The organism is Mesorhizobium sp. B2-8-9 (assembly GCF_006439475.1).
Classification (GTDB): domain Bacteria; phylum Pseudomonadota; class Alphaproteobacteria; order Rhizobiales; family Rhizobiaceae; genus Mesorhizobium.
Map to the genome: position 1 here is coordinate 1 of NZ_VFTQ01000002.1, position 25,805 is coordinate 25,805.

Genomic DNA, 25,805 nt, shown 5'->3' on the forward strand with positions numbered 1-25,805 from the left:
CGTCGCAAGGAAGCTCCTGGTCGTCCTCAACGCTATCATTCGCGACAAAACCGCATTCGCGTGAACACAGTTGCCATGCCGTTACATCGACCGAAGTGTGCAACGGTGCAGAATTCTGAACCGCCGCGGCGCTTCCAAGTCACGGCATGGATCCTCGGGTCTGCGCGCGTCGCTTCGCTCCTTGCTCCGCCCGTGGATGACGACCGCGATAGGCGTCTGGGCCAATCGCCAAGGCATGGGATCTGCCAACGCACGCACGGGCAGCGGTCAAAGTTTCTGTGCTGGCGAACTGGTCCGGTACAAGACCCTAGCGCGACCGGATCACTTCGTCGGTATTGGCCAGCAGCTTGCGCACCGCATTGCGCGCCGCGTCCGGCCTTTGCAGGCGGATACTGCGTTCGATCGCCTCATGCAGTTTCTGGGCGTGCTGCAGATTGTCGAGCTCGCGCGTCGTATAGGTGAAGAGATGGTCGAAGGCAGATTCGATCAAGACGCCCAGCGGCACCAGCAGGTCGTTGCCTGAAGCCCTCAGGATGGCAAGGTGGAAGCGCGTGTCGGCCCGGGTGCGCTCCTGCAGGTTGGTCGCCTCGCCCATCTCGCGACAGGCCTGGCTGATCTCGGCCATCTGCTCGCGGGTGCGCCGCATCGCCGCGAAGGCCGTCGCCTCCGGCTCGATGATGTGGCGGAACTCCTGCACGGTCTTGAGGAACACCTCGCGGTCCGGCGAGGTCGCGTACCAGGCGAGCACGTCGCGGTCGAGAAGGTTCCAGCGTTCCTTCGGTTCGACCCAGCTGCCGATCTTCGGTCGCGAGGCCAGAAGGCTCTTTGCCATCAGCATCTTGATCGCCTCGCGCACCGCCGAGCGGCTGACGTCGAAGGTCTCCGACCATTTGGCCTCATTGGGCAGGATGGTGCCCGGCGGATAGTCGCCGCGCACGATCCGAAGGCCGATCTCGCTCGCAAGCGAAGCATGCACGCTGGCACCCGGGATGCGTGACGCGTTGGCCCGGCGAACGCCGGACGGACGCTCTGCCGCTGCCATTTTTGTCGGCCTCTTTTCGTTGTTCGGCTTAGCGTCCCGCATGGTTCCACAAAATCCCGTTTTCAGAAGCTGTCAAGCAGGGCAAGCCCGCTTTGCCGCAATGCGCGAGGATGTGCACAGATCAACCGGCATTTGCCGCCGGCTCACGCCGTCTTGACGTATTTGCGCCAGCTGTGCTCGGGCTGAAAGCCAAGCACATCGCGCGCCTTGCGGTTCGAAAGCAGCGTCTCATATTCGCCAAGCTCGGCCTTGACCGGCACGCCCGGATAAAAGCGCTTCAACAGCTCCGCCGTCGGCAGGTCCGACGAGGTGTCGTCGTTGGCCGCGTTGAACACCTGATAGCCCAGGCCGTCCTTCTCGATGGCGCGCAAGGTGATCTGGCCGAGATCGCGCGCATCGATATAGCTCCAGGCGATGCGCTTACGGAAGCCCGGATCAGCGAACCATTTCGGGAATAGCGAATATTCATGCGGCTCGATGACATTGCCGATGCGCAGCGCATAGATGTCGAAGCCGCTGCGCAACGCGAAAGCCCGCGCGGTCTTCTCGTTGACGATCTTCGACAGCGCATAGGAGTCCATCGGGTCGACGTCATAATCCTCGTCGAGCGGGAAATGCGTCGGATTGCGAGGCTCGTTGGCGAAGACAAGACCGTAGGTCGTCTCGCTGGAAGCGATGATAACCTTGCGGATGCCGAGCTTCACCGCCGCCTCGATGACATTGTAGGTGCCCATCGCGTTGATGCGGAACACCTCGTTGTCCGGCGTGATCATGATGCGCGGGATCGCCGCGAAATGCACCACGGCGTCGACCGGCTGCGATCTCAACGACGGGTCGAACTCGTGCAGACCCATATAGCTCGACAGCGCGTTGAAAACCTGGCCGCTGTCGGTGATGTCGGTGACCAAAGTGCGCACCTTCGGATTATCGAGCGGCTTGGTGTCGATGTTGAGCACCTGGCAGCCATGTTCGACCAGATATTCCACGACATGCCGGCCAGCCTTGCCGCTGCCGCCGGTGAACATGATCCGCTTCGTCATTTTGCTCTCCACAATGCTAGGTAATTATGTGTATTGTCAGACAATATGACATTCCGCGATCGCCCGCCACCCGCGATCCGCGGAAACCTTCTGGACAATCGCCCGCCGCGCGGGCCGCCCACCACCATGAAAGACAGGGAAGAGACGACATGAGCACCACCGCTGCCCGCGAGAACATCGGCTTCATCGGCCTTGGCCTGATGGGGCACGGCATCGCCAAGAACATCGTCGACAAGGGCTACCCGCTGACTTTCCTCGGTCGCAAGAACCGCAAGCCGGCGGAAGACTTGGCCGGACGCGGCGCCACGGAGGCTGCCACGTCCAAGGAGGTGGCCGCGGCCTCCGACATCGTCTTCATCTGCGTCACCGGCTCGCGCGAGGTGGAGGCGATCATCCGCGGCCCGTCCGGGCTGAAGGAGGGCCTGAAGCAAGGCTCGGTCGTCGTCGATTGCTCGACCTCCGATCCGGTCTCGACCGTGGCCCTGGCCGCCGAACTCAAGGCGCTCGGCGTCGACTATGTCGATGCGCCGCTCAGCCGCACGCCGAAGGAGGCTTGGGAAGGCACGCTCGACGCCATGGTCGGCGCGCCGGACGCCGTCTTCGCCAGGCTGAAGCCGGTGCTTGAGACCTGGGCCGGCCGCATCGTGCATATCGGCGATACCGGCGACGGCCACCGCATGAAGCTGCTCAACAACTTCATCTCGCTGGGCTACGCCGCGATCTATTCCGAGGCGCTGGCGCTGGCCGAGAAGGTCGGTATTTCGCCGCCGCGCTTCGACAGCGTCATTCGCAACGGCCGCATGGATTGCGGCTTCTACCAGACCTTCATGCGCTGGACGCTGGAGGGCGACCGCGACGCGCACAAATTCACCATCGCCAATGCCTTCAAGGATCTGACCTATCTGGAATCGATGGCGGGCGCGGCCGGCATCGCCAACCCTCTGGGCAACGCGACCAAGAATTCCTTTGCGACCGCCTTCGCCACCGGCCCCGCGGAACAGTATGTGCCGATGCTCGCCACACATATCGGCAAGCTCAACGGCGTCGACCTGATGCCTTCGAAGGACGGCGTGAAGCAGAAGATCTGAGACGAAAGCGCCTTCATCAAGAGCACAAAAGTCAGGGGCGCCTCGCGGCGCCCCTGTTGCATTGGTTATGGATGCGACCAGCGCCTACTTCTGGATGCAGGTGTCGGCCGTTTCCTTGGTGCATTCGTCGAGGCCGGTGAAGACCGGATCGTCGACCTTCTTGCCACCGATGAGGTCGAGCATCACTGCCGGCGCCTTGTAGCCCATTTCGAACGGCCGCTGGCCGACCAGCGCGGTCACCAAGCCTTCCTTGGCGATCGCCACCTCGTCGCCGATCGTGTCGGCGGCGCCGATGACGAACTCGTTCTTGGCGATCTTGTCGGCCATCGGCTTGAACAGGTCGCGATAAGGCTGCGGCGCGCCGAACAGCGGCCAGCCACCCATGATGCCGAAGGCGTCGAGCTTCGGGTTGGCGGCGAGGATGTCGGTCATCGCCTGCACGCCTTTGGCGCCGTCGTCATTGGTGAACACCGGGCAGCCGGGAGCTTCGGTCCAGCCACCTTCGCCGGCAAGTGCTGCAAGACCTTCCTTCCCGGTCAGCGCATCGCGCATGCCTTGCGCGCGACGCAGGATGTTGTCGGCCGCCGGATTGCCCTCGATCGTGCAGATCGTGCCGCCATTCGGCTTGGCCTTCTTGATGTACTCGCCGATCTTCTTGCCCATCAGGTAGTTGTCGGTGCCGAGATAGGTCTTGCGAAGGGCGGCGTCTTCCTTGGCAAGGTCGGCGTCGACCGTCATGATCGGGATCGACGGATTGGCGCTCTTGATCGTCTGCGCGATCAGCGGCGCGTTCGACGGCGAGATCGCCATCGCCACCGTGTCTGGCTTGCTCAGCATATCCTGCACGATCTGCGCCTCGCCGGCCTCGTCGGAAGTCGATGCCGGGCCGGTGTAGAAGCATTCATATTCCGAGCTGGCGTTTTCCTTGTTCCACTTCTCGCAGCCCTGATGGATGGCTTCGAAGAACGGATTGTCGAGACCCTTCACAACGATGACGAGCTGTTTCTTGGCCAAAGCCGGCCCGGCGCCCAACGCCATTGCGGCGACGGCGGCAAGCAAAAGTGTTTTCCTCATATCAGTCCTCCCTTGAAACAGACGGACACCGCGTGCCCGCCACACTGATCAACCCGGATACACAAGAACCACGACGAGCATCTCATGATGTTCGCGCCCCGCGCCGGGCTGATAAGCATTTGCCGATCCGTCCGCCCGAATACCGATGCAGCCGAATCCTTTACCCTCAAACCATCTGCCTGCCTCCGCCGGGTAGACGGACGATTGGCAAAGTGTTGTTCCGAGGCTTAGCTAATATCGGCTTTTCGCCAGCGTCAATTGCTATTTGTCCTACAAAACCGATTTTTCGTCGAGTCTCGAAATTAATCGTCAGACAATTGATTGACGCCCAGTCCGCTTTTGCCTAAATGCGTGGATGCACCGTTCCGGAGGAAATGGACGGGATAAGGACGCAAGCGGCGCCGCCGGGTTCGGTGGCCAGTTGCGCCAACATGGGGAGGCTTAAGGCTGGTGTCGGTTCTGGAACTCGCCAACATCTCGAAGCATTTCGGCGCCATCCAGGCGGTCAACGATGTATCGTTTTCGCTGGAAGCTGGTGAGGTCGTCGGCCTGATGGGCGACAACGGTGCCGGCAAGTCGACGCTGGTGAAGATGATCGCTGGCAATTTCCACCCGAGCCACGGCACCATGCGGCTGGAGGGCAAGGACCTTGTCATGCACAAGCCGGCGGATGCGCGCCAGCACGGCATCGAGATCGTCCACCAGGACCTTGCGCTCTGCAACAATCTGACGGCCGCGGCCAACGTCTATCTCGGCCGCGAGCTGCGCCGCGGCTTCGGTCCGCTGCGTATTCTCGACTATGGCGCGATGTACAAGCGCGCCGGCCAGCTTTTTGCCGAGCTGAAATCCGAGACGCGGCCGCGCGACCTCGTCAAGCAGATGTCGGGCGGCCAGCGCCAGGCGGTGGCGATTGCCCGCACCATGCTGTCGCAGGCCAAGATCGTGCTGATGGATGAGCCGACGGCGGCGATTTCGGTCAGGCAGGTCGCCGAAGTGCTCAATCTCATCCGCCACCTGCGCGATCAGGGCATCGCCGTGGTGCTGATCAGCCACCGCATGCCCGACGTGTTCGACGTCGCCGACCGTGTTATCGTCATGCGGCGCGGCCGCAAGGTGGCCGACAAGAAAATCGCCTCGAGCTCGCCCGAGGAAGTCACCGGGCTGATCACCGGCGCCATCGAACAGGTTGCGTAGTCGCGCGTAACCCCGCGCCCCGCCTCTCAGGAAAGGTCGATAATGGCAGTCACACTTGACCAGACGATCGCGCAGAAGCAGCACACCTTCCTGTCGCGGCTTTTTGCCAACCAGACTTTCTGGGTGGTGATCGCGGTCATCCTCGCCTGCCTGTTCCTGTCCGTCGCCACCGATTCCTTCGCCACGTCGAAGAACATCTTCAACATCACGCGCAATATCACCTTCGTCGCCATCGTCGCGCTCGGCATGACCTTCGTCATCATTACCGGCGGCATCGACCTTTCGGTCGGCTCGGTGCTTTGCCTATCCTCGATGGTGCTCGCCGTCACCATGCATGCCGGCTATTCGATCGAGGTGGGCATCCTGGCCTCGATCGGCACCGCGCTTGCGATCGGCGCCTTCAACGGCCTGCTCATCGCCTATCTCGGCTTCCCGCCTTTCGTGGTCACGCTCGGCATGCTGTCGGTGGCGCGCAGCCTTGCCATGGTCGCCTCGAACAACACCGTGGTGTTCCAGTTCGGGCCGGACCACCAGAAGCTTTTGTCATTGGGCGGCGGCGCCTGGCTTTTCGGCATCGCCAATCCGGTGCTCTACATGATCCTCCTGGCGGCGATCACCGGCTTCATCCTGCGCTGGACCAAATTCGGCCGGCACATCTTCGCCATCGGCGGCAATGAGCATGCGGCGACGCTGACCGGCGTTCCCGTCAAGCAGATCAAGGTCGTCGTCTACATGATCTCGGCGCTGTCGGCAGGGCTTGCCGGCATCATCCAGACCGGATGGCTGGGCGCCGTCACCACCAATCTCGGCAACGGAATGGAGCTGCAGGTGATTGCCGCCACCGTCATCGGCGGCGCCAATCTCGCCGGCGGCGTCGGCACCGCGCTCGGCGCCATCGTCGGCGCCGCCCTCATCGAGGTGATCCGCAACAGCCTCGGCCTGCTCGGCATCAACGCCTTCTGGCAAGGCACCTTCATCGGCGGCGCGATCATCCTGGCGGTCCTGTTCGACCGGATCCGCAATTTCAGGCGTAGTGACTGAAGCGCGCCGCCTCGCCTTCTCCCCTTGTGGGAGAAGGGAACGCGCTCCTATCGCCCAGTCTGAAAATCCGCCCCGACGGCCGCCTCCAAACGTCTGTCATCATTGCGCGCCTTGACGCAACCGCAAACTCAGCCGCACTATTGCCCGGCAGGCGAAGGGAGGCCAGTCGCCTGCGGGAGGAACGATACCCATGACGGACGCGATCAGGCTCTATTGGGGCCGGTTCGGACATGTTTCCGTGCTGAATGTCGCCAACGACTTCGTCACCCATGCCCATGGCGAGGCTCATCTCATCATCTGGCTGGAAGGCACGGCAGGCGAAATGACGATCGGCCGCGAGACGGTGCGGCTTGGGCCTGGCACCGCGGCCGGCATCAACTCGTTCCAGCCGCACAGCCACGCCCTTTCCCGCGACGGTAAGCCCGGCCTGTTCCTCGCCTTCTACATCGACCCGGATTGGGCGCGCCGGCGCCGCGACCTGCCCTCCTCCGCGCCGCTGTTCGCGCAAGCGGCGATCACGCTGGAGCCTTGGCTGCACCAGGCGGCGGCGAACCTGCTCGATCATCTGGCCGACAATGAGAGCATCGACGACGTCGCCAATTACGAGATCGAGCGTTTCATAGACAGCGTTCTCGATGCGGCCGACACATCCGCGCCACAGATAGCCCGCGCGCGCATCAACACGATGCTCGATTTCCGTGTCCGCAAGGCGATCCAGTTGATGAAGGCCAATGTCTGCGAACGCATCTCCTTCGACGACGTCGCCCGTTCGGTCGGGCTCTCCCGACCGCATTTCTTCGCGCTGTTCAAGGAACAGACCAATCTGACGCCGAACGTCTACTGGAACACGCTGCGCATGGAGGAAGCCGTGCGGCAACTGCAGTGGTCGCAGGAACCGCTGATCTCGGTCGCCTGCAATCTCGGCTTCACCACCCAGGGTAATTTCTCGCGCTTTTTCCGCGACCATGTCGGCGTGCCGCCGACGCTCTACCGCGAAGCCGCGCGGGCGACAGCGTAAGGCGCTTTGAGATTCAGGTCAGGGCCGAGCCGGAGTCGAAGACGGGCGCGAAGCGACAAACCGGATGGCTTCCGAGAACCGGCCTACGCCGGCCGTAGCCTTCATAGAGCCAAGACACTTACGAGGGCTTCGGCCGGCGAAGGCCGGAGCGGAGCGTACTTTAGCTACGTGAGCACCGGAAGCGCAGGAAGCCGCCATTTGCAGGCCGGCATCACCTGAATATCGACGCGCCGGTTTTTCCGACTGGTTGATATGCGCTCAAGACGCATTGATAAGCGCCGGCCCGCCGGCCGCCCTAGCATGCTCCCGATCTTTGCAAGGGAACCAGTCTATGGCGAAAGTCACCATCTCCAGCGTCATCGACGCGCCGGTCGAGCAGGTCTGGGCGCGCATCCGCGACTTCAATGGTTTGCCCAGTTGGCATCCGCGCATGGTGGAAAGCCATATCGAGGACGGCAAGGACGCCACCGCGATCGGCTGCGTGCGCAACTTCCAATTGGTCAGTGGCGCGCGGCTGCGCGAGAAGCTGCTCGATTTCTCGGATGAGAATTTCCTGGTCAGCTATTCGATCCTCGAGACGCCGCAGCCGCTCACCAATCACAAGGCGACGCTGCAGTTGCGGCGCGTCACCGACGGCAACCGCACCTATGCCGAATGGACAGCGAGCTTCGACGCCGCGCCCGAAGAGGCCGACAAGCTGGCCGAGGGCATGGGCGCCAATGTCTTTCAGGGCGGCTTCAATGCCCTGAAGGCCCATTTCGCCGGCCAGAGCTGACGGGAGCGCGCCATGTCGCTTGCGCTGCAGACTTTTTCGAGCGTGAAAGACGCCAACGCCGCGTTGCAGGCCGCTGGGACACGTTATCTCGGTGGCGGCACGCTTGTCGTCCGCGCGGCCAATGAAGGCGATGTTGCCGTCTCCAACCTGATCCGCGTCAACGATCCCGGCTTCTCGCAGATCGCGGTTTCCGGCGGCAAGGTCCGGCTCGGCGCTTCGGTCACCATGGCCGCGATTGCCCGCCATCCCGAGCTCGCCGCGCTTGCGCCGGCCGCGCGCGCCGTCGGCGGACCGGCGATCCGCAACATGGCGACCGTCGGCGGCAATCTGTTTGCCCCTGCCCCTTACGGGGATTTCGCGGTGGCGCTGCTGGCGCTGGACGCGACCGTCGTCACCCAAGCCGGCGAAGTGCCGATCGAGACTTTTTTGGCCGATCGCGACACCAGCCGCGCCATACTGACCGCGGTGGATATTGCATTGCCTAAAGCCGAGAGCTTCCGCTTCCTGAAAGTATCGCGGGTCAAGCCCAAGGGTGTGTCCGTGCTGAGCATCGCCGCGCTTCTGGAGCTCGCGTCGGACGGCACGGTGACCTCGGCGCGCATCGCCCTGGGCTGCATGGCCGATCGTCCAATGCGCGCTTTAGCGGCCGAAAAGACGCTGCTCAGCTGCAAGCTCACCCCGCAGGAGATCGCGCCGGCCCTGACCGCTGCGAGCGAAGGCATAGCGCCGATCACCGACCCGATCGCCAGCGCCTGGTATCGCGCCGAGGTTCTGCCGGTCCATCTCGGCCGGCTGCTGCTTGACTAATATCCGTGGGGGACGCGCGTCTGTCCGGCCGATCCGGGCAGGCGCGCAGGGAGGAAAAATGGCGAAGGTCCCGGTTCAATTCACGCTCAACGGCTCGGAGAAAGCCGAGTTCGTCGAAAGCGGCACGACGCTGCTCAATGTGCTGCGCGACAAGATCGGCGACACCTCACCCAAGGGGGGTTGCCACCAAGGCACCTGCGGCGCCTGCTCGGTCATCATCGACGGAGAACTCAGGCTCTCCTGCCTGACGCTGGCCGAAACCTGCGGCGGTGCCGACGTCAGGACCACCGCCGGCCTTGCCGAAGGCGGTGTGCTGCATCCGCTGCAGCGCGCCTTCCTCGATGCCTTCGCCACGCAATGCGGCTTCTGCACGCCGGGCATGATCATGGCCGCGAAGGTTCTGCTCGACCGCACGCCCAACCCAAGCCGCGAGGATGTGGTCGAGGCGCTGTCCGGCAACATCTGCCGCTGCACCGGCTACGAGCCGATCATCCAGGCGGTGCTGCTTGCGGCGCGCGCCAACTCGCAGAACGCCGCCTGAGGGAACGAGCCATGGAACTGCGCAAGGACTATTTTGCCGATGTCCGCAAGGACGGCCTGCATGAGATCGGCCAGGGTCGCCCGCGGCTCGACTCGCCGGGACATGTCACCGGCAAGACCGTTTATTTCGCCGACCGAAACTTCCCGGGCATGCTGCATCTGAAGATGGTGCGCAGCCCGCACCACCATGCCCGCATCCGCTCGATCGATACGTCGGAAGCGGAGAAACATCCGGGCGTGGTGCGCGTGCTGACCGCCAAGGATGTGCCGCACAATGTCTACACCATCCTGATCCTGATCCAGATCGGGCCCGAGGACGAAACCGTGCTCGCCGACGGCAAGGTGCGCTGGAAGGGTGAGGCCGTGGTGGCGGTGCTGGCCGAGACCGAGCGCGCCGCGCAGGAAGCCGCCGCCAAGGTCAAGGTCGACTATGAGGTGTTGCCGGCCGTCTTCGACATGGAGGAAGCGCTGAAGCCCGGCGCGCCTTTGGTCAACGAATATCACGGCCAGAATTACTACCTCTATGACAGCGGCGAGTGCCGCAAGGTGCGCTTCGGCGATGTCGAGGCAGGCTTTGCCCAGGCCGACCACATCCTCGAACAGTCCTACCAGTCCTCGCCGATCGAGCACGCGCCGACCGAGACCACGGGCTGCGTGGTGGCGCCGGAAGGCAACGACCGCTTCACCTGCTACACCAACACGCAGGCGATGTTCTTCACCCTCGACAACGCCTCGATCATCCTGCAGATCCCGGGCTCGAAGCTGCATTTCGTCGGCGGCACCGTTGGCGGTGGCTTCGGCGGCAAGGTCGACGTCATCGTCGAGCCGATCGCTATCCTCGCGGCCAAGCTAACCGGACGCCCGGTCTGTTTTATCTACAGCCGCGAGGAGGAAATGCAGATCTCCTCGCCGCGCGCCGCCGAGAAGGTGATCATCAAGGACGGCGTCATGAAGGACGGCCGCATCGTCGCGCGCAAGGTGACCGGTTATACCGACGCCGGCGCCTATTCGCGCCACTCGCCCTATGGCGCGCAGAAGGGCGCGGCGCACTATCCAGGCCCCTATACGATCCCGAATGTCTGGATCGACACCTATTGCGTCTACACCAACCGCACCCCTTCGTCGGCCATGCGCGGCTTCGGCGTCACCATCGGCGACTTCGCGCTGGAGGTGCAGATGGACAAGCTGGCGCGGCTGATCGGCATGGATCCGCTCGAATTCCGCTTCGTCAACGCGTATCGCGACGGCGACATGAAGGCGCATCGCCAGCCGACCGACGGTGCGGCGCTGATCGAATGCATGCAGGAAGCCTCGCGCGCCGCCAACTGGCCGGTCGCGGAAAAATACATGACGATGTCCTCCTACAGGAAGGAAGCCTGAGATGGCGATCCGGCGTGGACGCGGCGTCGCCGCGATCAACTATCCGACCGGCATGAATCTCGGCGGCGACCCGACCCAGGCGCTGGTCCATTCGACCCCGACCGGCAACTTCATGGTGACGTTGTCCAGTGTCGATCTGGGCCAGGGCATGAAGCAGATCATGGCGCAGATCTGCGCCGAGACGATCGGCGTACCGACCGACCGCGTCGTCATCGATACCGCCGACACCGACACCGGCCCGCACTGCATGGGCACTTTCGCCTCGCGCGGCACGCACCGCGCCGGCAACGCGGTCATCCAGGCGGCCAAGGAAGCCCGCCAGGTGATGCTGGAAGTGGCCGCCGAAGAGTTGGAGGTGAACGCCTCCGACCTTGAGACCGACGGCCGGGGCAACATCCAGGTGAAGGGCGCGCCGCAGAAATCGATCTCGATCTTCGATGTCGCGCTGTCGGCGCATTTCAAGCGCGGCCGCTCGATCTCCGGACGCGGCATGTTCCTGATCCCGCGCTCCTATCCGGAGAAGGAGACCGGTGCTATGAAGCCGTCCACCTGCTACGCGCATGCCTGCACGGTGGCCGAGGTCGAGGTCGACGACGAGACCGGCGAAGTGACGGTGCTCAGTGTCAAGAACGTCTTCGAGATCGGCCGTGCGCTCAACCCGAAGATGGTCGAGCAGCAACTGGTCGGCGGCTCCTGGATGGGCATCAGCCATGCGCTCTATGAGACGACCGAGCCCTATTACCCGAACCGCGACCATGGCGGCACCGACTTCAACCAGTATCTGATGCCGGGTCCCGGCGATCTGGCAGAGACCGAGATCATCGTCTTGGAGCGGCCTTCCGCCGATGGACCGTTCGGCGCCAAGGGGCCGGGCGAGATGTGCGCCAACCCGCAGATCCCGGCCGTCGCCAATGCCGTCTTCGACGCCGTCGGCGTGCGCATCGACACGCTTCCGATCACGCCCGAGCGCATCCTGCGCGCTCTGAAGGCGCAGGCCGCGGGCTGAGGGGAGATGAACAGCGCCGACGCCGTTGCGGTCGCGGCTTCGCCGGAGGCGATCGCCGCGCGCCTTGCCGCTTCGCGCTACCTGGCCGACGACAGCCTTGCGACGGCGATCTTCCTCGCGATCCGCCTGGGCAAGCCGCTGCTGCTCGAAGGCGCGCCGGGCGTCGGCAAGACCGAGGCCGCCAAGGCGGTGGCCGAACTGCTTGGCCGCGAGCTGGTGCGGCTGCAATGCTATGAAGGCATCGACGCCGGGCATGCGCTTTACGAGTGGAACTACCAGCGGCAGTTGCTCGCCATCCGCCATGCCGGCGAGCACGAGATCGACATCTATGACGACCGTTTCCTCATCGCGCGGCCGCTGCTGCAGGTGCTGCGGGCACCCGTTGAGCGCGTGCTGCTGGTCGACGAGATCGACCGCTCGGATCACGAGTTCGAGGCGCTGCTGCTCGAATTCCTCTCAGACTTCCAGATCAGCATCCCGGAGCGCGGCACGATCCGTGCCGCGACGCAGCCGATCGTCATCCTCACCTCCAACCGCACGCGCGAGCTGGCCGAGGCGCTGCGCCGCCGCTGCGTCTATCATTGGATTGGCTATCCCGACGCCCAGCGCGAGGCCGAGATCATCATGCTGCGCTCAGGCGACGTCGCGGGAGCCACCGCACGTGCCGTGGCCAACGCCGTGCAGGAGATCCGGGCGCGGCCACTGGCCAAGCCGCCCGGCATCGCCGAAGCGGTCGAATGGGCGAATGCCGCGACCATCCTCGAAAAAGGCGGCAGCCCGTGGCCGGAGGCCTTTCGGCGGGCCATCGGCGTGCTGATCAAGGACGAGGAGGATCTGTCGATAATCACGCCGGAGCTTGGGAGGATTGTCGAGGAGGCGCTGGGGTGAGCCGCGACCTCGACAACCCCTTCGCCCCGTTTACGGGGAGAAGGTGCCCCGAAGGGGCGGATGAGGGGCAGCGCCACACTGGGCAGAAGGTAGCGCTGCCCCTCACCTGCCTGCCGGCATCCTCTCCCCATGAACGGGGAGAGGAGAGCTTGCCTCGTCCCGCCGCGCCGTTCCTCGGCTTCGCCCGCTTGCTGCGCCATCACGCCTTCGCCATCGCGCCGCAACAGGTCACCAGCTTCATGCAGGCCGTGACCCTGCTCGGCCCGCGCTCGATGAATGACATCCGCGAAGCAGCGCTCGCGACGCTTGCGCCCTCGCCTGATCGCCGCGACGAATTCGAAGCGCATTTCCGCGCCTATTTCTACGGCGACGCCAAGCCTCCGATCGAAGGCGAGGAGGACGACGAGACCCGCGTCAAGGACGATCGCGGCACGCGCGAGGAAGAGAAGCAAACCATCCGCCAGGAGAAAGGCGGTGAGCTGTCCTCGGCGCTCGAGCAATTGAGCAGCCGCGATTTCCAGCGCGATCCCGATGGTCTCGGCCAGTTCCGCCGCAAGCTCGCCTCCGCCCTCCCCGCGCGCCGTTCTTTCCGCACCATGCGCACGCCTTCGCGCGGCACGCTCGACCTCAGGCGCTCGCTCAGTGAAATCGTCAGCGCCGATGGCGACATCCCCTCGCCGCTGCTGCGCCGCCGGCAGGCCGTATCGCGCAAACTGCTTCTGCTCATCGATGTCTCCGGCTCGATGAAGCTGCACACCGCCGATTATCTCAAGCTGGCGCACGCGGCGGTGCAAGGCGCCGACCGCGCCGAAGTCTTCACCTTTGGCACGCGGCTCACCCGCATCACCTCGGCGCTACGCATTCTTGACCGCGAGCAGGCGCTCGCCCGCGCCGCAGCACTCGTCGAGGATTGGGACGGCGGCACGCGCATGGGGCCGACCTTGCTCGCCTTCCTGTCGGTGCCACGCTTCTCCGCCTTCGCGCGCGGCGCCTGCGTCGTCATGCTGTCGGACGGGCTGGAACGCGGCAGCCATGCCGAGCTGGAGATCGCGATGCGGCGGTTCAGCGCCCGCGCCTTCCGGCTGTCGCTGGCGAGCCCGCTCGCCGGCGATCCGCGTTTTCGCCCCGCAACTTCGGCGCTTGGCGCCATCCTGCCGATGCTCGACGATCTCGTCGACGGCTCGTCGCTGAGAAGCCTCACCGATTTCATCCTGTCGCTCGCCCATCCTGCGCCCGCGGCTTCAGTCGTCTGGAAAAGGATATCGTGATGCAGAAAGCCATCGACGCGCATTTCCACATCTGGCGCCAGAAGGACCAGCCCTGGCTGGTCGGACCGATGGTGCCGCGCATCTTCGGCCCCTACGAGCCGATCCGCCGCGACTATCCGATCACCGAGTTTCTCGAGGACCAGAAAGGCTCGGGCGTCGAGAAGGCCGTCTATGTCCAGACCAACTGGGCCAAGGAGGATTTCGAAAAGGAGGTCGCGTTCCTGCAGAAGACGGCGCAAGAAACCGGCTGGCCGCATGCCATCGTCGGCTATGCCGACATGACGGTCGACGACGTCCGCCCGCAGATCGACCGATTGAAAAAGTATCCGCTGCTGCGCGGCGTGCGCATGCAGCTCCACTGGCATGAGACGCCGGCCTTCCGCTTCGCCGCTTCGGCCGACCAGGTGATCGATCCGAAAGTGCGGAAGAACGTGGCGCGTTTGAAGGATTACGGCCTCTCCTTTGACCTGCAGCTCTTTCCCGCGCAGATGAAGGACGGGCTGACACTAGTCGGCGAAAACCCTCAGACGAATTTCATCCTCACCCATGCCGGCATGCTGACCGGCATGGAGCCGGAAACCACCGAAGCATGGAAGGCGGGTCTGCGCACGCTTTCGGCAGCGCCCAATTTCTACGCCAAGCTTTCGGGGCTCGGCACCTTCGTCCACCGCAACAACCCGGAGCTCATCGCCTACATCGTCGACAACGCGGTCGAAATCCTCGGCAGCGACCGGCTGATGTTCGGCTCGAACTTCCCGATCGAGAAGCTCTGGACCAGCCATGCCGAGCTGATCCAAGCGCACCGGGCAGCGGTGGCGAAGCATGGCGCGGCGGCGCAAGCGGATATCTTCTGGAACACGGCGGAGAAGGTTTACCGGCCGGTGTAGCGCGGCTTTACCTTCTCCCCTTGTGGGAGAAGGTGGATCGGCGCGAAGCGCCGAGACGGATGAGGGGTGCTCCATCGGAGTGAGCCGTTGGCATTCCCTGGAACACCCCTCATCCGTCCGAGCTTCGCTCGGCCACCTTCTCCCACAAGGGGAAAAGGAGAAGCTGGCGCTTCACTTGACCTCGAATTGCGGATCGAGCGGGATCTGCATTGCCGTCACCAGATGGTTGGTCTGTCCCGCAAGCCCGATGATCGACACAAGCTCGCCATGCTGCGCGTCGGTCATGCCCTTGGCGCGGGCGGCGGCCGTGTGCGAGTGGACGCAATAGGAGCAGCCATTGGCAGTCGAGACCGCGATATAGATCATCTCCTTGGTCAGCGGATCGATCGCGCCGTCGGCGACCATCACCGCCTTGAGCTGCTCCCACACCCGCTTCAGCGCCGCCGGATCATTGGCCAGCCCGCGCCAGAAATTGTTGACGAAGTCGGATTTTCGCGTCGCCCGGATATCGTCGAACACGGCCTTCACCGCCGGGATCTTTTCGACCTCGGCATCGCTGAGGAGTTTTGTGGTGGCCATGGTGTTTCCTTTCGTTTGAATCGCCGGTCGAGGTCGTTGAACCAAGGGTTGCGCATAGACAGCTAACGTGTTTGTCCGATTCAGTTTTTGGCTCGGAACCGTTCGCCGCCGCGGACATTGACCGAAGCACCTCAGCATAGTCATTCCAGGGCGGAGCAAGGAGCGAAGCGACGCGCGCAGACCCTGGAATCCATTCCGTGACCTCGCGCGAAGGGTGCGGCGAAGCAGAATTCTGCACCGTAGCGGCGCCTGAAAGCCGCGGCATGGATCCTCGGGTCTGCGCGCGTCGCTTCGCTCCTTGCTCCGCCCGTGGATGACGAAATGACAGGCGCCTCGGCCAGTCTCCAACGGTGCGATCATCCGCCGTCGCCTCGCTACCCTAGTGCACCGCCGCGTACATGATCTTCTCCTCCGTCGCCTCCGCCGGCGAGAACTCCTCGACGATACGGCCCTGTCGGCAGACCAGGATACGATCGGACAGGTTCATGATCTCCGGCAGGTAGGACGAGATGACGACGACGGCGAGGCCTTCGTCGGCCAGTCGGTTGATGATCTGGTGGATCTCGGCGATGGCGCCGACATCGACGCCGCGTGTCGGCTCGTCGAAAATGACGATGCGCGGCTGCTGCACCAGCCCCTTGCCGATCACCACCTTCTGCTGGTTGCCGCCGGAAAGCTCGACCACGCGGGCGTTGTCGTTGATCGCCTTGATGTTGAGCGTCTTGGTCCATTCGGCCGAAAGCTGCCGCATCTCCTGCTGGTTGATCACCCAGGCCTTTTCGCGGCCGGCGGCAAGCAGGCCGCCGAAAAGGTTCTCGGCGATGCCCATGGTCTCGAAGATGCCCTCGCTCTTGCGGTCCTCGGTGACATAGACGATGCCGTCGGCCACCGCTTCGCTCGGCACGAGGTAGCGCACCGGCCTGTCATCCAGCTCGATCGCGCCGCCGCGCAGGAAGTCGCGCTTGTAGATGCCCGACACGATCTTGAACGTCTCGGTGCGGCCGGAGCCGATCAGCCCGAATACGCCGGTGATCTGGCCTTCGAAGATCGAGAAGGAATTGTTGCGCACGATGTTGCTCATCGAGATGTCCTGCACCGAGAGCACTTTCTTGCCGGCCTTGCGCAATTTCGTCTCGTCGCGCTGGCGATAGATCTGCCCCGACAGCGAGCGGCCCACCATGGCCGCGACGATCTTGTCGCGGTCGAAAGCCGATGTCTGGTCGGTGATCACCAGTTCGCCGTCGCGCAGGATGGTGATGCGGTCGGCAATCATCAGCGCCTCTTCCAGCGCGTGGCTGATGAAGACGATCGACACGCCGCGCGCTTTGAGCCTCCGGATCAGCGCGAAGAAATGGCGTTTCTCCTCCGGCGTCAGCGTGGCGGTGGGTTCGTCGAAGATGATGATCTCGGCATTGTGGTGGACGGCGCGCGCGATCTCGACCATCTGCCGCTTGGCCGCGCCCAGCGTCGCCACCATCGCATTGGGATCGACCGGAAAATTCAGCGACTGCAGGAATTGCTGCGCCGAGATGTAGGTGCCGCGCAGCCGGTTGAGGAATTTCTCGGTGCCGAGATAAAGGTTCTGCGCCACCGTCATCGACGGCACCAGGCTGGTCTCCTGGAATACCATGGCGATGCCCGCTTCCAGCGCGGCGTGCGGCGAGGCATAAGCCGTCTCGACGCCCTGGTGGAACATCTTGCCCGAAGTCGCGTCGACGACGCCGGCGATGATCTTGGTCAGCGTCGACTTGCCGGCGCCATTCTCGCCAAGCAGCGCATGGATCTCGCCCTTCCTCAGATCGAAGCTGACATTCTTCACGGCCGGCACGCCGCGATAGGTCTTGGTGACGTTTTCCAGACGGACGATCGGCTCCATCAGAAACCTCCCGTGACCGCGTCGAGCGCCAGCACGCAATCGCCGCCCTTCGAGGCGACGAACAGGCAACCGTCCTTTTCCGCCACGCTGCAGATGCCGTGCCGCGTGCCGTTGGCGCGGCTGTGCAAACTGAATTGCGGCTGCATGGTCCGGTCGAGTTTCACGACGAGCCCATAGGAGCGGCTGGGCGACCACGGCTTGTGGATGCCCATGGTACGGATGCCGCCGCATTGCAGCGGCTCGAGGAAGCTGCGATTGGAGGCCAGCGCCGGCGCAATCCAGTAGGCCGGCGGCACCTGGTCGATCATGTCGCGGCGATAATGCGTTTCCTGCAGCACGAATTCGATCAGTCGGTTGCGCGGCGCAAAAAGGGTCAGCCACGCGCCGCCATCGTCGGCAGGCACCAGCCGCGCCGGATAGCCGGGCAGATGCGTCAGCACCGTCAAGCGGCTTCCGTTCGCGCCGTCAAAGCGCACGAGCTGGTGGCGCCAGCTTTCGCTCACCAGCACGTTGGCGCCGACCGGGTGAAGTCCATAGGGAAAGGCGATGTCTCCGGCGATCTTCTGAAAACCGATGCCACCCGCCCCGCACCGCCACAGCGAACCGGATGCGCCCTTCTTCATCAGGTCGGCCGCCCATTGCGAAGGAGCATGCGCGCCGGAGCCGTTGGCCAGCCACAACGTGCCGTCGTCCGCATAGGCGAGCGCGGTGATGCAACGGATTTCGGCCGGCAGCGAAACCTCCTTGCCGGCGATCAGCAGTCTGCCGCTCTCCAGCCCGACCGTCAGTTCGCCCGATGGCGACAGCGCCAGCGCGGTGATAGGGGATTGAAAGGTTTCGACAGCGACGGGCTCGGAACCAGCCGCAACCGCCAGGAGAGCGTTGCCGCTGGAGACAAGCAGCCGCCCGTCAGACACCAGCAGATTGTCCGGCTCGCTCAGTTCGGCGAAGGCCGGCGCGTCGTCCAGCCGCGTGTTGGGACGGAAGGCGCCGTCGAGCGGCGGAATGGTGACCGCCTTGCCGCGAAAGACATCCAGGATCGGATCGAGGATCATGGCTTGCCTCCCCAATAGGAAGCGGGGCTCGTCCAGTTCGGGTCCGCATCACTGATCTTGTAGCGCCCGATGCGGTTGTTGAGGATGCCGCCGACGAACAGGTAGCCCTTGTGCTCGCGCATCGAGGTCACCATCGGATGCGCATTGCCGGAAAGATCGCCGAGCGTCTCGACGATGCCGCCTTTCTCGTTGAACTTCACCACGCCGCCGGTGTTGATGTTGGGAAACAGCCATTCATCCTGCGGCAGGCGCCGGGTCATGCGCTTGCGCATGTCGGGGTGGCGCAGCGACAGGTCGAAGCTCGGCGTGCGCATGCCGAGCCACGCCATCCAGTAATTGCCGTCCGAGGCACGGTTGATGTTGTCGGGATAGCCCGGCATGTCGCGGATGACGCATTCGGCGGTGCCGGCCTTCGGTCCTTCCAGCCAATAGCGATGCACGCGGCAGGCCCAGCTTTCGGCAAAGAACAGCGACTTGCCGTCATGCGCCATGCACACGCCGTTGGTGTAGCGGTAGCCGTCGAGCAGCGTCTTGGTCGATCCGTCCTTCGGATCGTAGGCCAAAAGGCGGCCCGTGGCGCGGTTCTCGATCGAGTCCAGCGCCCAATCATGGGCGTCATAGCGCTTGGTCGAATCCGTAAAATAGATGCGGCCGTCCGGCGCGATGTCGCAATCGTTCGGGTCGCGCAGACGCGCATCGTCCACGATCGAGGTCCAGGAGCGCGCCGTCTCTGCCGAGAGGCGCTTCACCTCCCGGTCCGGCGAGACCGAATAGAGCCCCATGGCACCGACGCAGCTGATCAGATTGCCGTCCCGGTCGAAGGCGAGCCCCAGCGGAAAGCCGCCTATATGGGCAAAGACTTCCGACTTCACATAGTCCGGTGCGAAGAAGCGGACGATCTCGCCGTGGCGGGTGCCGCAATAGAGATGGTCGTGGCGGTCGAGGATGACGTCCTCGGGTCCTTCCAGCTCGCCGAGCCCGATATGGTCCGCGGCCGAGAGCCGGTTGTCGAGTTCGTAGGACGTGCCGGAACCGGGCGCGGCCGATTGGGTCTCGCCCATCTTGAGGTAGACCGGCGCGACATAGACCTCGTTCAGCACCTTGTGGCGGTTCTTCAGCCAGCGGATGTCGATGGTGACGGCAACCGCAAGCAGGATGCCGAGCACCATCTGGTTGGTGCCGGTGCCGTAGCCGAGCCGGATCAGCCCGTTGGTCATGGTCAGAACGATGATGGCGCCCATCAGGCCCTTGACCACCGAGCCGCGTCCGCCGCCAAGGCTGACGCCGCCGACCACCGCCGCCGTCAGCGCCATGATCTCGAGATTGAGGCCGGTGCCCGGCCCCGCCCCGCTCAACCGGCAGGCGATCAGGAAGCCGCCGATCGAGGCGCAGAAGCCGGAAAAGACGTAGGTCATGAACACGGTGCGCCGCACCCGGATGCCGGCATTATGCGCCGAACGACGGGAGCCGCCCACCGCCAGCACATGCCAGCCTGGGCGCGAGCGCGTCAGCGCGATATGCGTGATGACGGCAAGGATGATGGCCAGCCAGACCGAGACCGACAGGCCCCAGAACGTGCCGTCGCCGATGAAGTCGAGCACATCGGAGCTTGCCTGGGAAAGCTGCACGTCGGCGGCATAGGTGGTGACGAGGATGTCGAACAGCGCCCGCCCGAAAATGAAGGTGACCAGCGTTGTCAGGAAGGCACGCAGCCTGAGATAGCCGACGAGGTAGCCGTTGATGGCGCCGAAGGCGAGCCCCGTGCAAAGTGCCGCGGCCAAGGCCAGCCAGATCGACTGTTCGAGAATGAAGAAGACGTAGACGGCGGAAAAGCAGGACAGCGCGAAGATTGAGCCCACCGAAAGATCGATGCCGCCGCCCAACATCACCACGGTCATGCCGATGACGACCAGCGAGAACTCGCCGAGCTGTCGAGCGGATTCCTGCAGCGAGGTGAGCTTGAAGAAGCCCGGAATGATCGAGCCGAACACCCCGAGCGTCGCCACCAGCGCCAGGAAAGGTATGGCGTTGTCGGTCCAGCGCTTGGTCAGGATCTCGCCGATCAGATGGTCGGGCACGAGATTGTAGCGCCAGGCCTGGAGGCGTTCACGGAAATTCATCGGCTGCCGCTGTCATTAAAAACGGGAAAGAGGCGGCCGGAACGATCCGGCCACCCGTGGATGCTTTTACGGCTGCGCGGCTTATTTCGCCGCCGCTTCGGCCTGCAGCGCCTTCAGGTCCCAGCAGCTGTCGGGCTTGAGGTCGGCCTTGGTCGTCGCCTTCTCCAGCGTGTAGATGTAGGTGTGCGAGGTGCCGGCCGGCTGGCCGCTCTGCAGCAGGAACTTGATGATGGCGTTCATGTCGCCCGACTGGCGGGCAAGATCGGTCATCACCACGGCGCCATAGGTGCCGTCGTTCAGCTTGTCGCAATCGGCCGCCTTCTCGCCGCCGCCGGTGGTGACCAGGAACACCTTGCCGTCGAGCTTGGCGTCGCGGATCGCGGCCGAGGCGCCGGTGGCGTCGCCGTCCCAGAAGTCGATGATCGAGCAGATGTCCGGGTGCTGCTGCAGCATCGTCGTCGTCACGTTGCGCGACGTGGTCGCGTCCCAGTTCGAGTCGGGCTTTGCCACCACCTGGAAGTCGGGATGCTTCTCCAGCACCTTCATGATGCCGGCATACTGGTAGAGGCTCGACGAGTTCGCCTGGTCGCCCTGCACCAACCCGATCTTCTTGGACGAATTCTCGCCGCAGCCTTTGATCGCCGCTTCGGCTTCGAGCTGGCCGAGCTTGTCCCAGTCGCTGCCGACGAAGGCGTCGGCCGGGAAGTTCGCCGGATTGTCGACCAGCAGCACATAGGTGCCGGCGGCCTGCGCCTTCTTCATCAGCTTCGAGTAGGAGTTGAGGTCGGGCGCATGAATGATCAGCACGTCCGGCCGCGTGTCCGAAGCGATGGCGTCGGTGATCGCCTGCGCGCCGGCATCGACCACCCAGTTCGGGTCGCGGGTCTCGAACGTGCCGCCCCAGGCCTCGACTTCCTTCTTCAGGTAGTGCGCCCAACCCTGCGCCAGGTCGAAGCCCATCGCCAGCGGCACGAGCATGACGCGCTTGCCGTTGAGCGCCTTGGCATAGGCGGCCGGGCCGGGATCGTCCGCGGCAAGACTCGGCGCCGCGAAGGCGGTAACGGCGAGCGCCGTGGCGGCGGCCATCAATGTTCTGAGCAGTCTCATGTCACACCTCTGGTTCGGTTTTCGTTGCCGGGCGATCGTCGCGATCGCTCCGGGGTACCCCAGAGCAAGATGGGCTGGCCCATCCGCTCTAAATGTCGCCCTGTTGCGCCGTCTGTTCGTCGCGCGGATTGATGATGCCGTCGACGATGATGGCCCCGAGCAGGATCGCCGCCTTGATCAGGTTCTGGTAGAGCAGCGGAATGTCGATGATGGTCATGGCGTTGAGCAGGATGCCGATCAGCGCCGCCCCCACCAGCACGTTGCGCACCCCGCCTCTGCCGCCCGAAAGCCCGATGCCGCCGATCACCGCCACAAGCACGATGTCGTAGAGCAGCGTCGAGTTGACGATGCGGGTGTTGATCGAATGCAGGCTGGCTGCCGTCAAAAGCCCGGCGATCAGCGCCACGAAGGCCGAGAGCACGTAGCGCAGCACCAGCATGGGCCGTACCGGAACGCCGATGTTGCGGGCAGCGACCGGATTGTCGCCGGCGAAATAGATGAAGCGGCCCCATTTGGTGTAGCGCAGGAACAGGAACACCAGGAAAGCCAAACCGGCGAAGACGAACACCTCGACCGGAATATCGAGGAAGCGGACGCCGCCGAGCAACTCGACCCAGTGTCCGCCGGGCACCGGCACGGCATCCTGCGTGATCAGTTGCGAGCGCACATAGCCGAACACGAAGGAGCCGGTGGCCAAGGTCACGAAGATCGCCGGCACGTCGGCATAGGCGACGAGAAAGCCGTTGAGCAGGCCGATGGCTAAAACGCCCGCCAGCACATAGACGAAGGCGAGTCCGTCCGAAGTTCCGGTGTTGAGCAGTTGCAGGTACCAGGCGACCGACATCGCCATGATCGCCACCGCCGACAGGTCGATGCCGCGGCCGATGATGACGACCGCCATGCCAAGCGCCAGAATGCCGAGCACCGAGACCGAGCGGACGATGGCCACCAAATTGTCGGCGGTCAGGAAACCGGGCAGACCCAGCGCAGCGGCGGCGGACAACAGGATGGCGATGGCAAAGACGATGCCTTCCTGATTAAGGCGCCTCCAGTTCGGCCAGCCGGTCGCATTCATCGCTTGTGTCTTTCGCCCCGAGGGCAAGGCCTTGCCGGCCTGCACCCCGCACGAAAGCTAATCGGCTCAACAGCGGCTCGTCAAATGAATCCGCGTTCAAGAACCGCGCCTCTCCGACTATTTTCCGAGTGGACGCATCGATTGCCGTAACTGGCGCAATTGGCGGAAACTCTTGGGCTTTTGGCAGTTCGTTGCCGTGATCGCACGGCGCGCGAAAGAACCTGTTCGGACCCCGCGGGACCGGCGCAATTCGAGTCCGCAAAATGCGCCCGGCACGACGTCAATTCTTCGCTGAATGGCCCGAAACCTCTGCGCCGGCATTGGCCGGCAGGAGCATGCACACACCGCCGCGGCGCCGGCCCAGTCCAGAGCTTATCCAACAAACTTCCGTGTCGCCGTCTCGCCTGTTATGGATGAGCCCGGGGGTGGGCCGAGGAAAACGCATGAAGCCGATTTATATCGACTACCTCAATGCTCTCGATATCGAAGCGCTTGCCATGACGGACGCCGAGATCATCGGCGCCGTCGAAGCCGGGCTCGTCGCGCAGGGCAACGGCCAGACGGTGATCGAGCCGCGCGTCCATCTCGAGCCGGATCCCTCCTTCCACGGCCACTTCAACGTGCTGCGCGGCTATGTGGCGCCGCTCGATGCCGCCGGCGTGAAGATCGTCGGCGACTATGTCGAAAACTACAGGCACGGCCTGCCGTCGGAATTCGGCATCCTCAACCTTTTCGATCCGCGCACCGGCACGCCGCGCGCCATCCTCGACGCCACCGTCATCACCGACATGCGCACCGGCGCGGTCACCGCCATCGGCGCCAAGCATCTGGCGAAGAAGTCGTCCAAGGTGCTCGGCCATATCGGCGCGCGCGGCACCGCCTATTGGAACGTGCGCCTGCTCGACCATCTCTTCGACTTCGACGAGATCCGCGTCCACTCACGCCGCCCCGAAAGCCGCGATAGCTTTGTCGCCAGGCTGGCGGCCGACCTCGGCAAGCCGGTCATGGCCGTGGCTGACTGGAAAAGCTGCGTCGAAGGCGCCGACATCGTCGTCGAAGCCTCGCGGCTGCCGGAACCGCAGCCGCTGCTCAAGACCGAATGGATCAAGCGCGGCGCGTTGGTCGTGCCCTATGGCACGATGAGCGCGGTCGAGCTGTCATTGACCGATATCATGCAGAAGATCGTCGTCGATGACTGGGGCCAGTGCAAGGGCGGCAAGTTCGGCTCGCTGCGCGCCCATGTCGAGACAGGACGGCTGAGCGAGGCGACGCTGCATGCCGAGCTCGGCCAGATCGCGGCCGGCCTCAAAGCCGGCCGGCAAAGCGATGGCGAGACGATCCTGTTCTGGCATCGCGGCCTCTCGCTGTCGGACATCGCGCTCGGCAAGGCCATGCTCGCCAAGGCCGGCGAAAACGGCATCGGCCAGAGGCTGCGCTTCGCATGAGCCCGCTCGTTCTCACCGGCGCCGGCGTCAGCATCGAGGATGTGGTTGCCGCCGCGCGCAACGCCTGCAAGGTCGAGATCACGCCTGCCGTCCTGGAAAAGCTCGACAAGGCTCGCCAGGTTCTCGATGCCGCCGCGGCCGGCGGCCAGCAGATCTACGGGCTGAACACCGGGCTCGGCGCCAATCTCGTCACGGCTGTCGTAGGCGACGCCGGCGCCTTCCAGCGCCAGCTGATCGAAGGCCGCAGCGCCGCCGTCGGCGATGCTCTGCCGGTTCCGGTGGTGCGGGCGGCGATGTTCGCCCGTCTTGCGATGCTCGCCGCCGGCGGCTCGGGCCTGTCGCCGCGCGTCTTCACCGCGCTGGTCGAAGCGCTCAATGCCGGCGTGCATCCGGTGATGCCGTCGCTGGGTTCGATCGGCGCCGGCGATCTTCTGCTGATGACGGCGGTTGCCCGCGTACTGATTGGCGATGGCGAAGCCGAATATCAGGGCCGCCGCATGCCTGCCGCCAAGGCGCTGATGATGGCGCGGCTTGCACCGGTCACTCTCTCGCCGAAGGACGGTCTTTCCCTGATCAACGCCTCGGCCGTTTCCACCGGGATCGGAGCGCTGGCGCTGACCGATGCGCTGTCGGCGCTCGACCAGCAGCAGCAGGCCGGCGCGCTGACGATGGAAGGCATCGGCGCCAACCGCACCATTCTCGATCCGCGCCAGCATCAGGCACGCCCGGGCGCCTGCCAGCAGCTTGCGGCCAAGGCGCTGCGCGACCTCTTGGCGCGCGATGAGGCGCCGGCGCCGACCACCATCCAGGATCCGTTGTCGATCCGCTGCATGCCCTCGATCCACGGCGCGCTGATCCAGGCGATCGACCATGCCAGGCTTGCTGTCGAGATCGAGATCAACGCCGCCGCCGACAATCCGCTGGTGCTTGCCGAGGATGAGCTGGTCATGTCGACCGGCAACTTCCACACCGCGTCGCTGTCGCTCGCCTTCGAGACGCTTGGCCTGGCGATCGCGCAATGCGCGGCAGCGTCCGCCGCGCGCTTCGTCCAGCTCACCGGCTCGACCCGCCACGGCCTGCCGAAATACCTCTCGCCAGTCGGCGGTGCCTCTGCCGGCTTCGTGCCGCTGCAGAAGACGGTGACGGCGATCCTGGCCGCGATCCGCCACAAGGCCAATCCGGTGATGCTCGATTTCCTGCCCGTGTCCGAGGGCGTCGAGGACCACGCCACGCAGACGCCGCTCGCCGTCGCCAAATGCGCCGAGATGATCGTGCTGTGGCGGCGACTGATCGCCTTGGAACTGATGGCTGCAGCGCAGGCCGTCGACTTGCGCGAGGGCATGGCGCTGGCGCCGGCCACCGGCGCGATCCACGCGGCCGTGCGTTCGCATGTGGCGACGCTCAAGGAAGACAGGCCGCTCGGCATCGACGCTGAAGCGCTCTATGCCGCTCTCGTCAGCGGAATCTGGCAAGGCCCTCCGGCCACGGGCTGACGCTTTT

The 25,805-nt window shown here is 64.4% G+C and carries 23 protein-coding genes; 14 read left to right on the forward strand and 9 right to left on the reverse strand.

Annotated features, from left to right (window positions below):
- Nucleotides 1–307: 307 nt before the first annotated feature.
- Together FJ423_RS02340 and FJ423_RS02345 are read right to left on the reverse strand one after the other, a co-directional pair.
- Nucleotides 308–1,084 (reverse strand): FadR/GntR family transcriptional regulator, encoded by a 777-nt coding sequence (locus FJ423_RS02340; protein ID WP_140838861.1) that lies wholly within the window; start codon nt 1,082–1,084, stop codon nt 308–310.
- Between the two features lie 101 nt (nt 1,085–1,185).
- Nucleotides 1,186–2,082 carry an NAD(P)-dependent oxidoreductase gene (locus tag FJ423_RS02345; RefSeq protein WP_140838863.1) on the reverse strand — a complete coding sequence of 299 codons (897 nt, stop codon included), beginning with the start codon at nt 2,080–2,082 and terminating at the stop codon, nt 1,186–1,188.
- 26 nt (nt 2,083–2,108) lie between these two features.
- Between FJ423_RS02345 and FJ423_RS02350 the strand changes: the two genes are divergently transcribed.
- On the forward strand, nt 2,109–3,170 hold the full coding sequence (locus FJ423_RS02350; RefSeq protein ID WP_281408942.1) for an NAD(P)-dependent oxidoreductase: 1,062 nt from the start codon (nt 2,109–2,111) through the stop codon (nt 3,168–3,170).
- A gap of 84 nt (nt 3,171–3,254) precedes the next feature.
- On the opposite strand, the gene FJ423_RS02355 is transcribed toward FJ423_RS02350, so the two are convergent.
- Nucleotides 3,255–4,244: a sugar-binding protein gene (locus FJ423_RS02355; protein WP_140838867.1), complete on the reverse strand. Its 990-nt coding sequence runs from the start codon at nt 4,242–4,244 to the stop codon at nt 3,255–3,257.
- A gap of 450 nt (nt 4,245–4,694) precedes the next feature.
- Between FJ423_RS02355 and FJ423_RS02360 the strand changes: the two genes are divergently transcribed.
- From FJ423_RS02360 to FJ423_RS02410, 11 genes are all read left to right on the forward strand, one after another.
- Nucleotides 4,695–5,438: an ATP-binding cassette domain-containing protein gene (locus tag FJ423_RS02360; RefSeq protein ID WP_095768909.1), complete on the forward strand. Its 744-nt coding sequence runs from the start codon at nt 4,695–4,697 to the stop codon at nt 5,436–5,438.
- 42 nt (nt 5,439–5,480) lie between these two features.
- Complete coding sequence (locus FJ423_RS02365) at nt 5,481–6,479, forward strand: ABC transporter permease (RefSeq protein ID WP_140838868.1); 999 nt, start codon at nt 5,481–5,483, stop codon at nt 6,477–6,479.
- 190 nt (nt 6,480–6,669) lie between these two features.
- Nucleotides 6,670–7,497, forward strand: a complete 828-nt coding sequence (locus FJ423_RS02370; RefSeq protein ID WP_140838870.1) for an AraC family transcriptional regulator — start codon at nt 6,670–6,672, stop codon at nt 7,495–7,497.
- A 331-nt stretch (nt 7,498–7,828) separates the two neighbouring features.
- Entirely contained in the window at nt 7,829–8,272 is a 444-nt protein-coding gene (locus tag FJ423_RS02375) for an SRPBCC family protein (protein ID WP_140838872.1), read from the forward strand.
- A gap of 12 nt (nt 8,273–8,284) precedes the next feature.
- Entirely contained in the window at nt 8,285–9,079 is a 795-nt protein-coding gene (locus FJ423_RS02380; RefSeq protein WP_140838874.1) for an FAD binding domain-containing protein, read from the forward strand.
- Between the two features lie 58 nt (nt 9,080–9,137).
- Entirely contained in the window at nt 9,138–9,620 is a 483-nt protein-coding gene (locus tag FJ423_RS02385; protein ID WP_140838876.1) for a (2Fe-2S)-binding protein, read from the forward strand.
- An 11-nt stretch (nt 9,621–9,631) separates the two neighbouring features.
- Nucleotides 9,632–10,999 carry a xanthine dehydrogenase family protein molybdopterin-binding subunit gene (locus tag FJ423_RS34560; protein WP_140838878.1) on the forward strand — a complete coding sequence of 456 codons (1,368 nt, stop codon included), beginning with the start codon at nt 9,632–9,634 and terminating at the stop codon, nt 10,997–10,999.
- A gap of 1 nt (nt 11,000) precedes the next feature.
- Nucleotides 11,001–12,005: a molybdopterin cofactor-binding domain-containing protein gene (locus FJ423_RS34565; RefSeq protein WP_140838880.1), complete on the forward strand. Its 1,005-nt coding sequence runs from the start codon at nt 11,001–11,003 to the stop codon at nt 12,003–12,005.
- Between the two features lie 6 nt (nt 12,006–12,011).
- Nucleotides 12,012–12,893 (forward strand): MoxR family ATPase, encoded by an 882-nt coding sequence (locus FJ423_RS02400; RefSeq protein ID WP_140838882.1) that lies wholly within the window; start codon nt 12,012–12,014, stop codon nt 12,891–12,893.
- A 149-nt stretch (nt 12,894–13,042) separates the two neighbouring features.
- Nucleotides 13,043–14,161 (forward strand): VWA domain-containing protein, encoded by a 1,119-nt coding sequence (locus FJ423_RS02405; RefSeq protein WP_246680062.1) that lies wholly within the window; start codon nt 13,043–13,045, stop codon nt 14,159–14,161.
- Nucleotides 14,161–15,048: an amidohydrolase gene (locus FJ423_RS02410; RefSeq protein ID WP_181174698.1), complete on the forward strand. Its 888-nt coding sequence runs from the start codon at nt 14,161–14,163 to the stop codon at nt 15,046–15,048. Before FJ423_RS02405 ends, FJ423_RS02410 begins: the two co-directional genes overlap by 1 nt.
- A gap of 171 nt (nt 15,049–15,219) precedes the next feature.
- On the opposite strand, the gene FJ423_RS02415 is transcribed toward FJ423_RS02410, so the two are convergent.
- The 6 genes from FJ423_RS02415 to FJ423_RS02440 all read right to left on the reverse strand — a co-directional run bounded on the left by FJ423_RS02415 (nt 15,220) and on the right by FJ423_RS02440 (nt 22,860).
- A complete protein-coding gene (locus tag FJ423_RS02415) occupies nt 15,220–15,627 on the reverse strand; it encodes a carboxymuconolactone decarboxylase family protein (protein ID WP_140838886.1) in 408 nt (135 codons plus the stop codon).
- Nucleotides 15,628–16,006: 379 nt separating this feature from the next.
- The gene (locus FJ423_RS02420) at nt 16,007–17,503 is read right to left on the reverse strand and encodes a sugar ABC transporter ATP-binding protein (protein WP_140838888.1); all 1,497 of its coding nucleotides are present in this window, start codon (nt 17,501–17,503) and stop codon (nt 16,007–16,009) included.
- Entirely contained in the window at nt 17,503–18,558 is a 1,056-nt protein-coding gene (locus tag FJ423_RS02425; RefSeq protein ID WP_140838891.1) for a hypothetical protein, read from the reverse strand. Before FJ423_RS02425 ends, FJ423_RS02420 begins: the two co-directional genes overlap by 1 nt.
- Nucleotides 18,555–20,678 (reverse strand): SMP-30/gluconolactonase/LRE family protein, encoded by a 2,124-nt coding sequence (locus FJ423_RS02430; RefSeq protein ID WP_140838893.1) that lies wholly within the window; start codon nt 20,676–20,678, stop codon nt 18,555–18,557. Before FJ423_RS02430 ends, FJ423_RS02425 begins: the two co-directional genes overlap by 4 nt.
- An 81-nt stretch (nt 20,679–20,759) precedes the next feature.
- Nucleotides 20,760–21,785, reverse strand: a complete 1,026-nt coding sequence (locus FJ423_RS02435; protein ID WP_140838895.1) for a sugar ABC transporter substrate-binding protein — start codon at nt 21,783–21,785, stop codon at nt 20,760–20,762.
- An 88-nt stretch (nt 21,786–21,873) separates the two neighbouring features.
- Nucleotides 21,874–22,860, reverse strand: coding sequence for an ABC transporter permease (locus FJ423_RS02440; RefSeq protein ID WP_140838897.1), 987 nt, complete (start codon nt 22,858–22,860; stop codon nt 21,874–21,876).
- Between the two features lie 443 nt (nt 22,861–23,303).
- On the opposite strand from FJ423_RS02440, the gene FJ423_RS02445 reads away from it, so the two are divergent.
- Nucleotides 23,304–24,305 carry an ornithine cyclodeaminase family protein gene (locus FJ423_RS02445; RefSeq protein WP_140838899.1) on the forward strand — a complete coding sequence of 334 codons (1,002 nt, stop codon included), beginning with the start codon at nt 23,304–23,306 and terminating at the stop codon, nt 24,303–24,305.
- Nucleotides 24,302–25,798 (forward strand): histidine ammonia-lyase, encoded by a 1,497-nt coding sequence (gene hutH, locus FJ423_RS02450; protein WP_140838901.1) that lies wholly within the window; start codon nt 24,302–24,304, stop codon nt 25,796–25,798. The genes FJ423_RS02445 and hutH overlap by 4 nt, the downstream gene beginning before the upstream one ends.
- Nucleotides 25,799–25,805 lie beyond the last annotated feature (7 nt).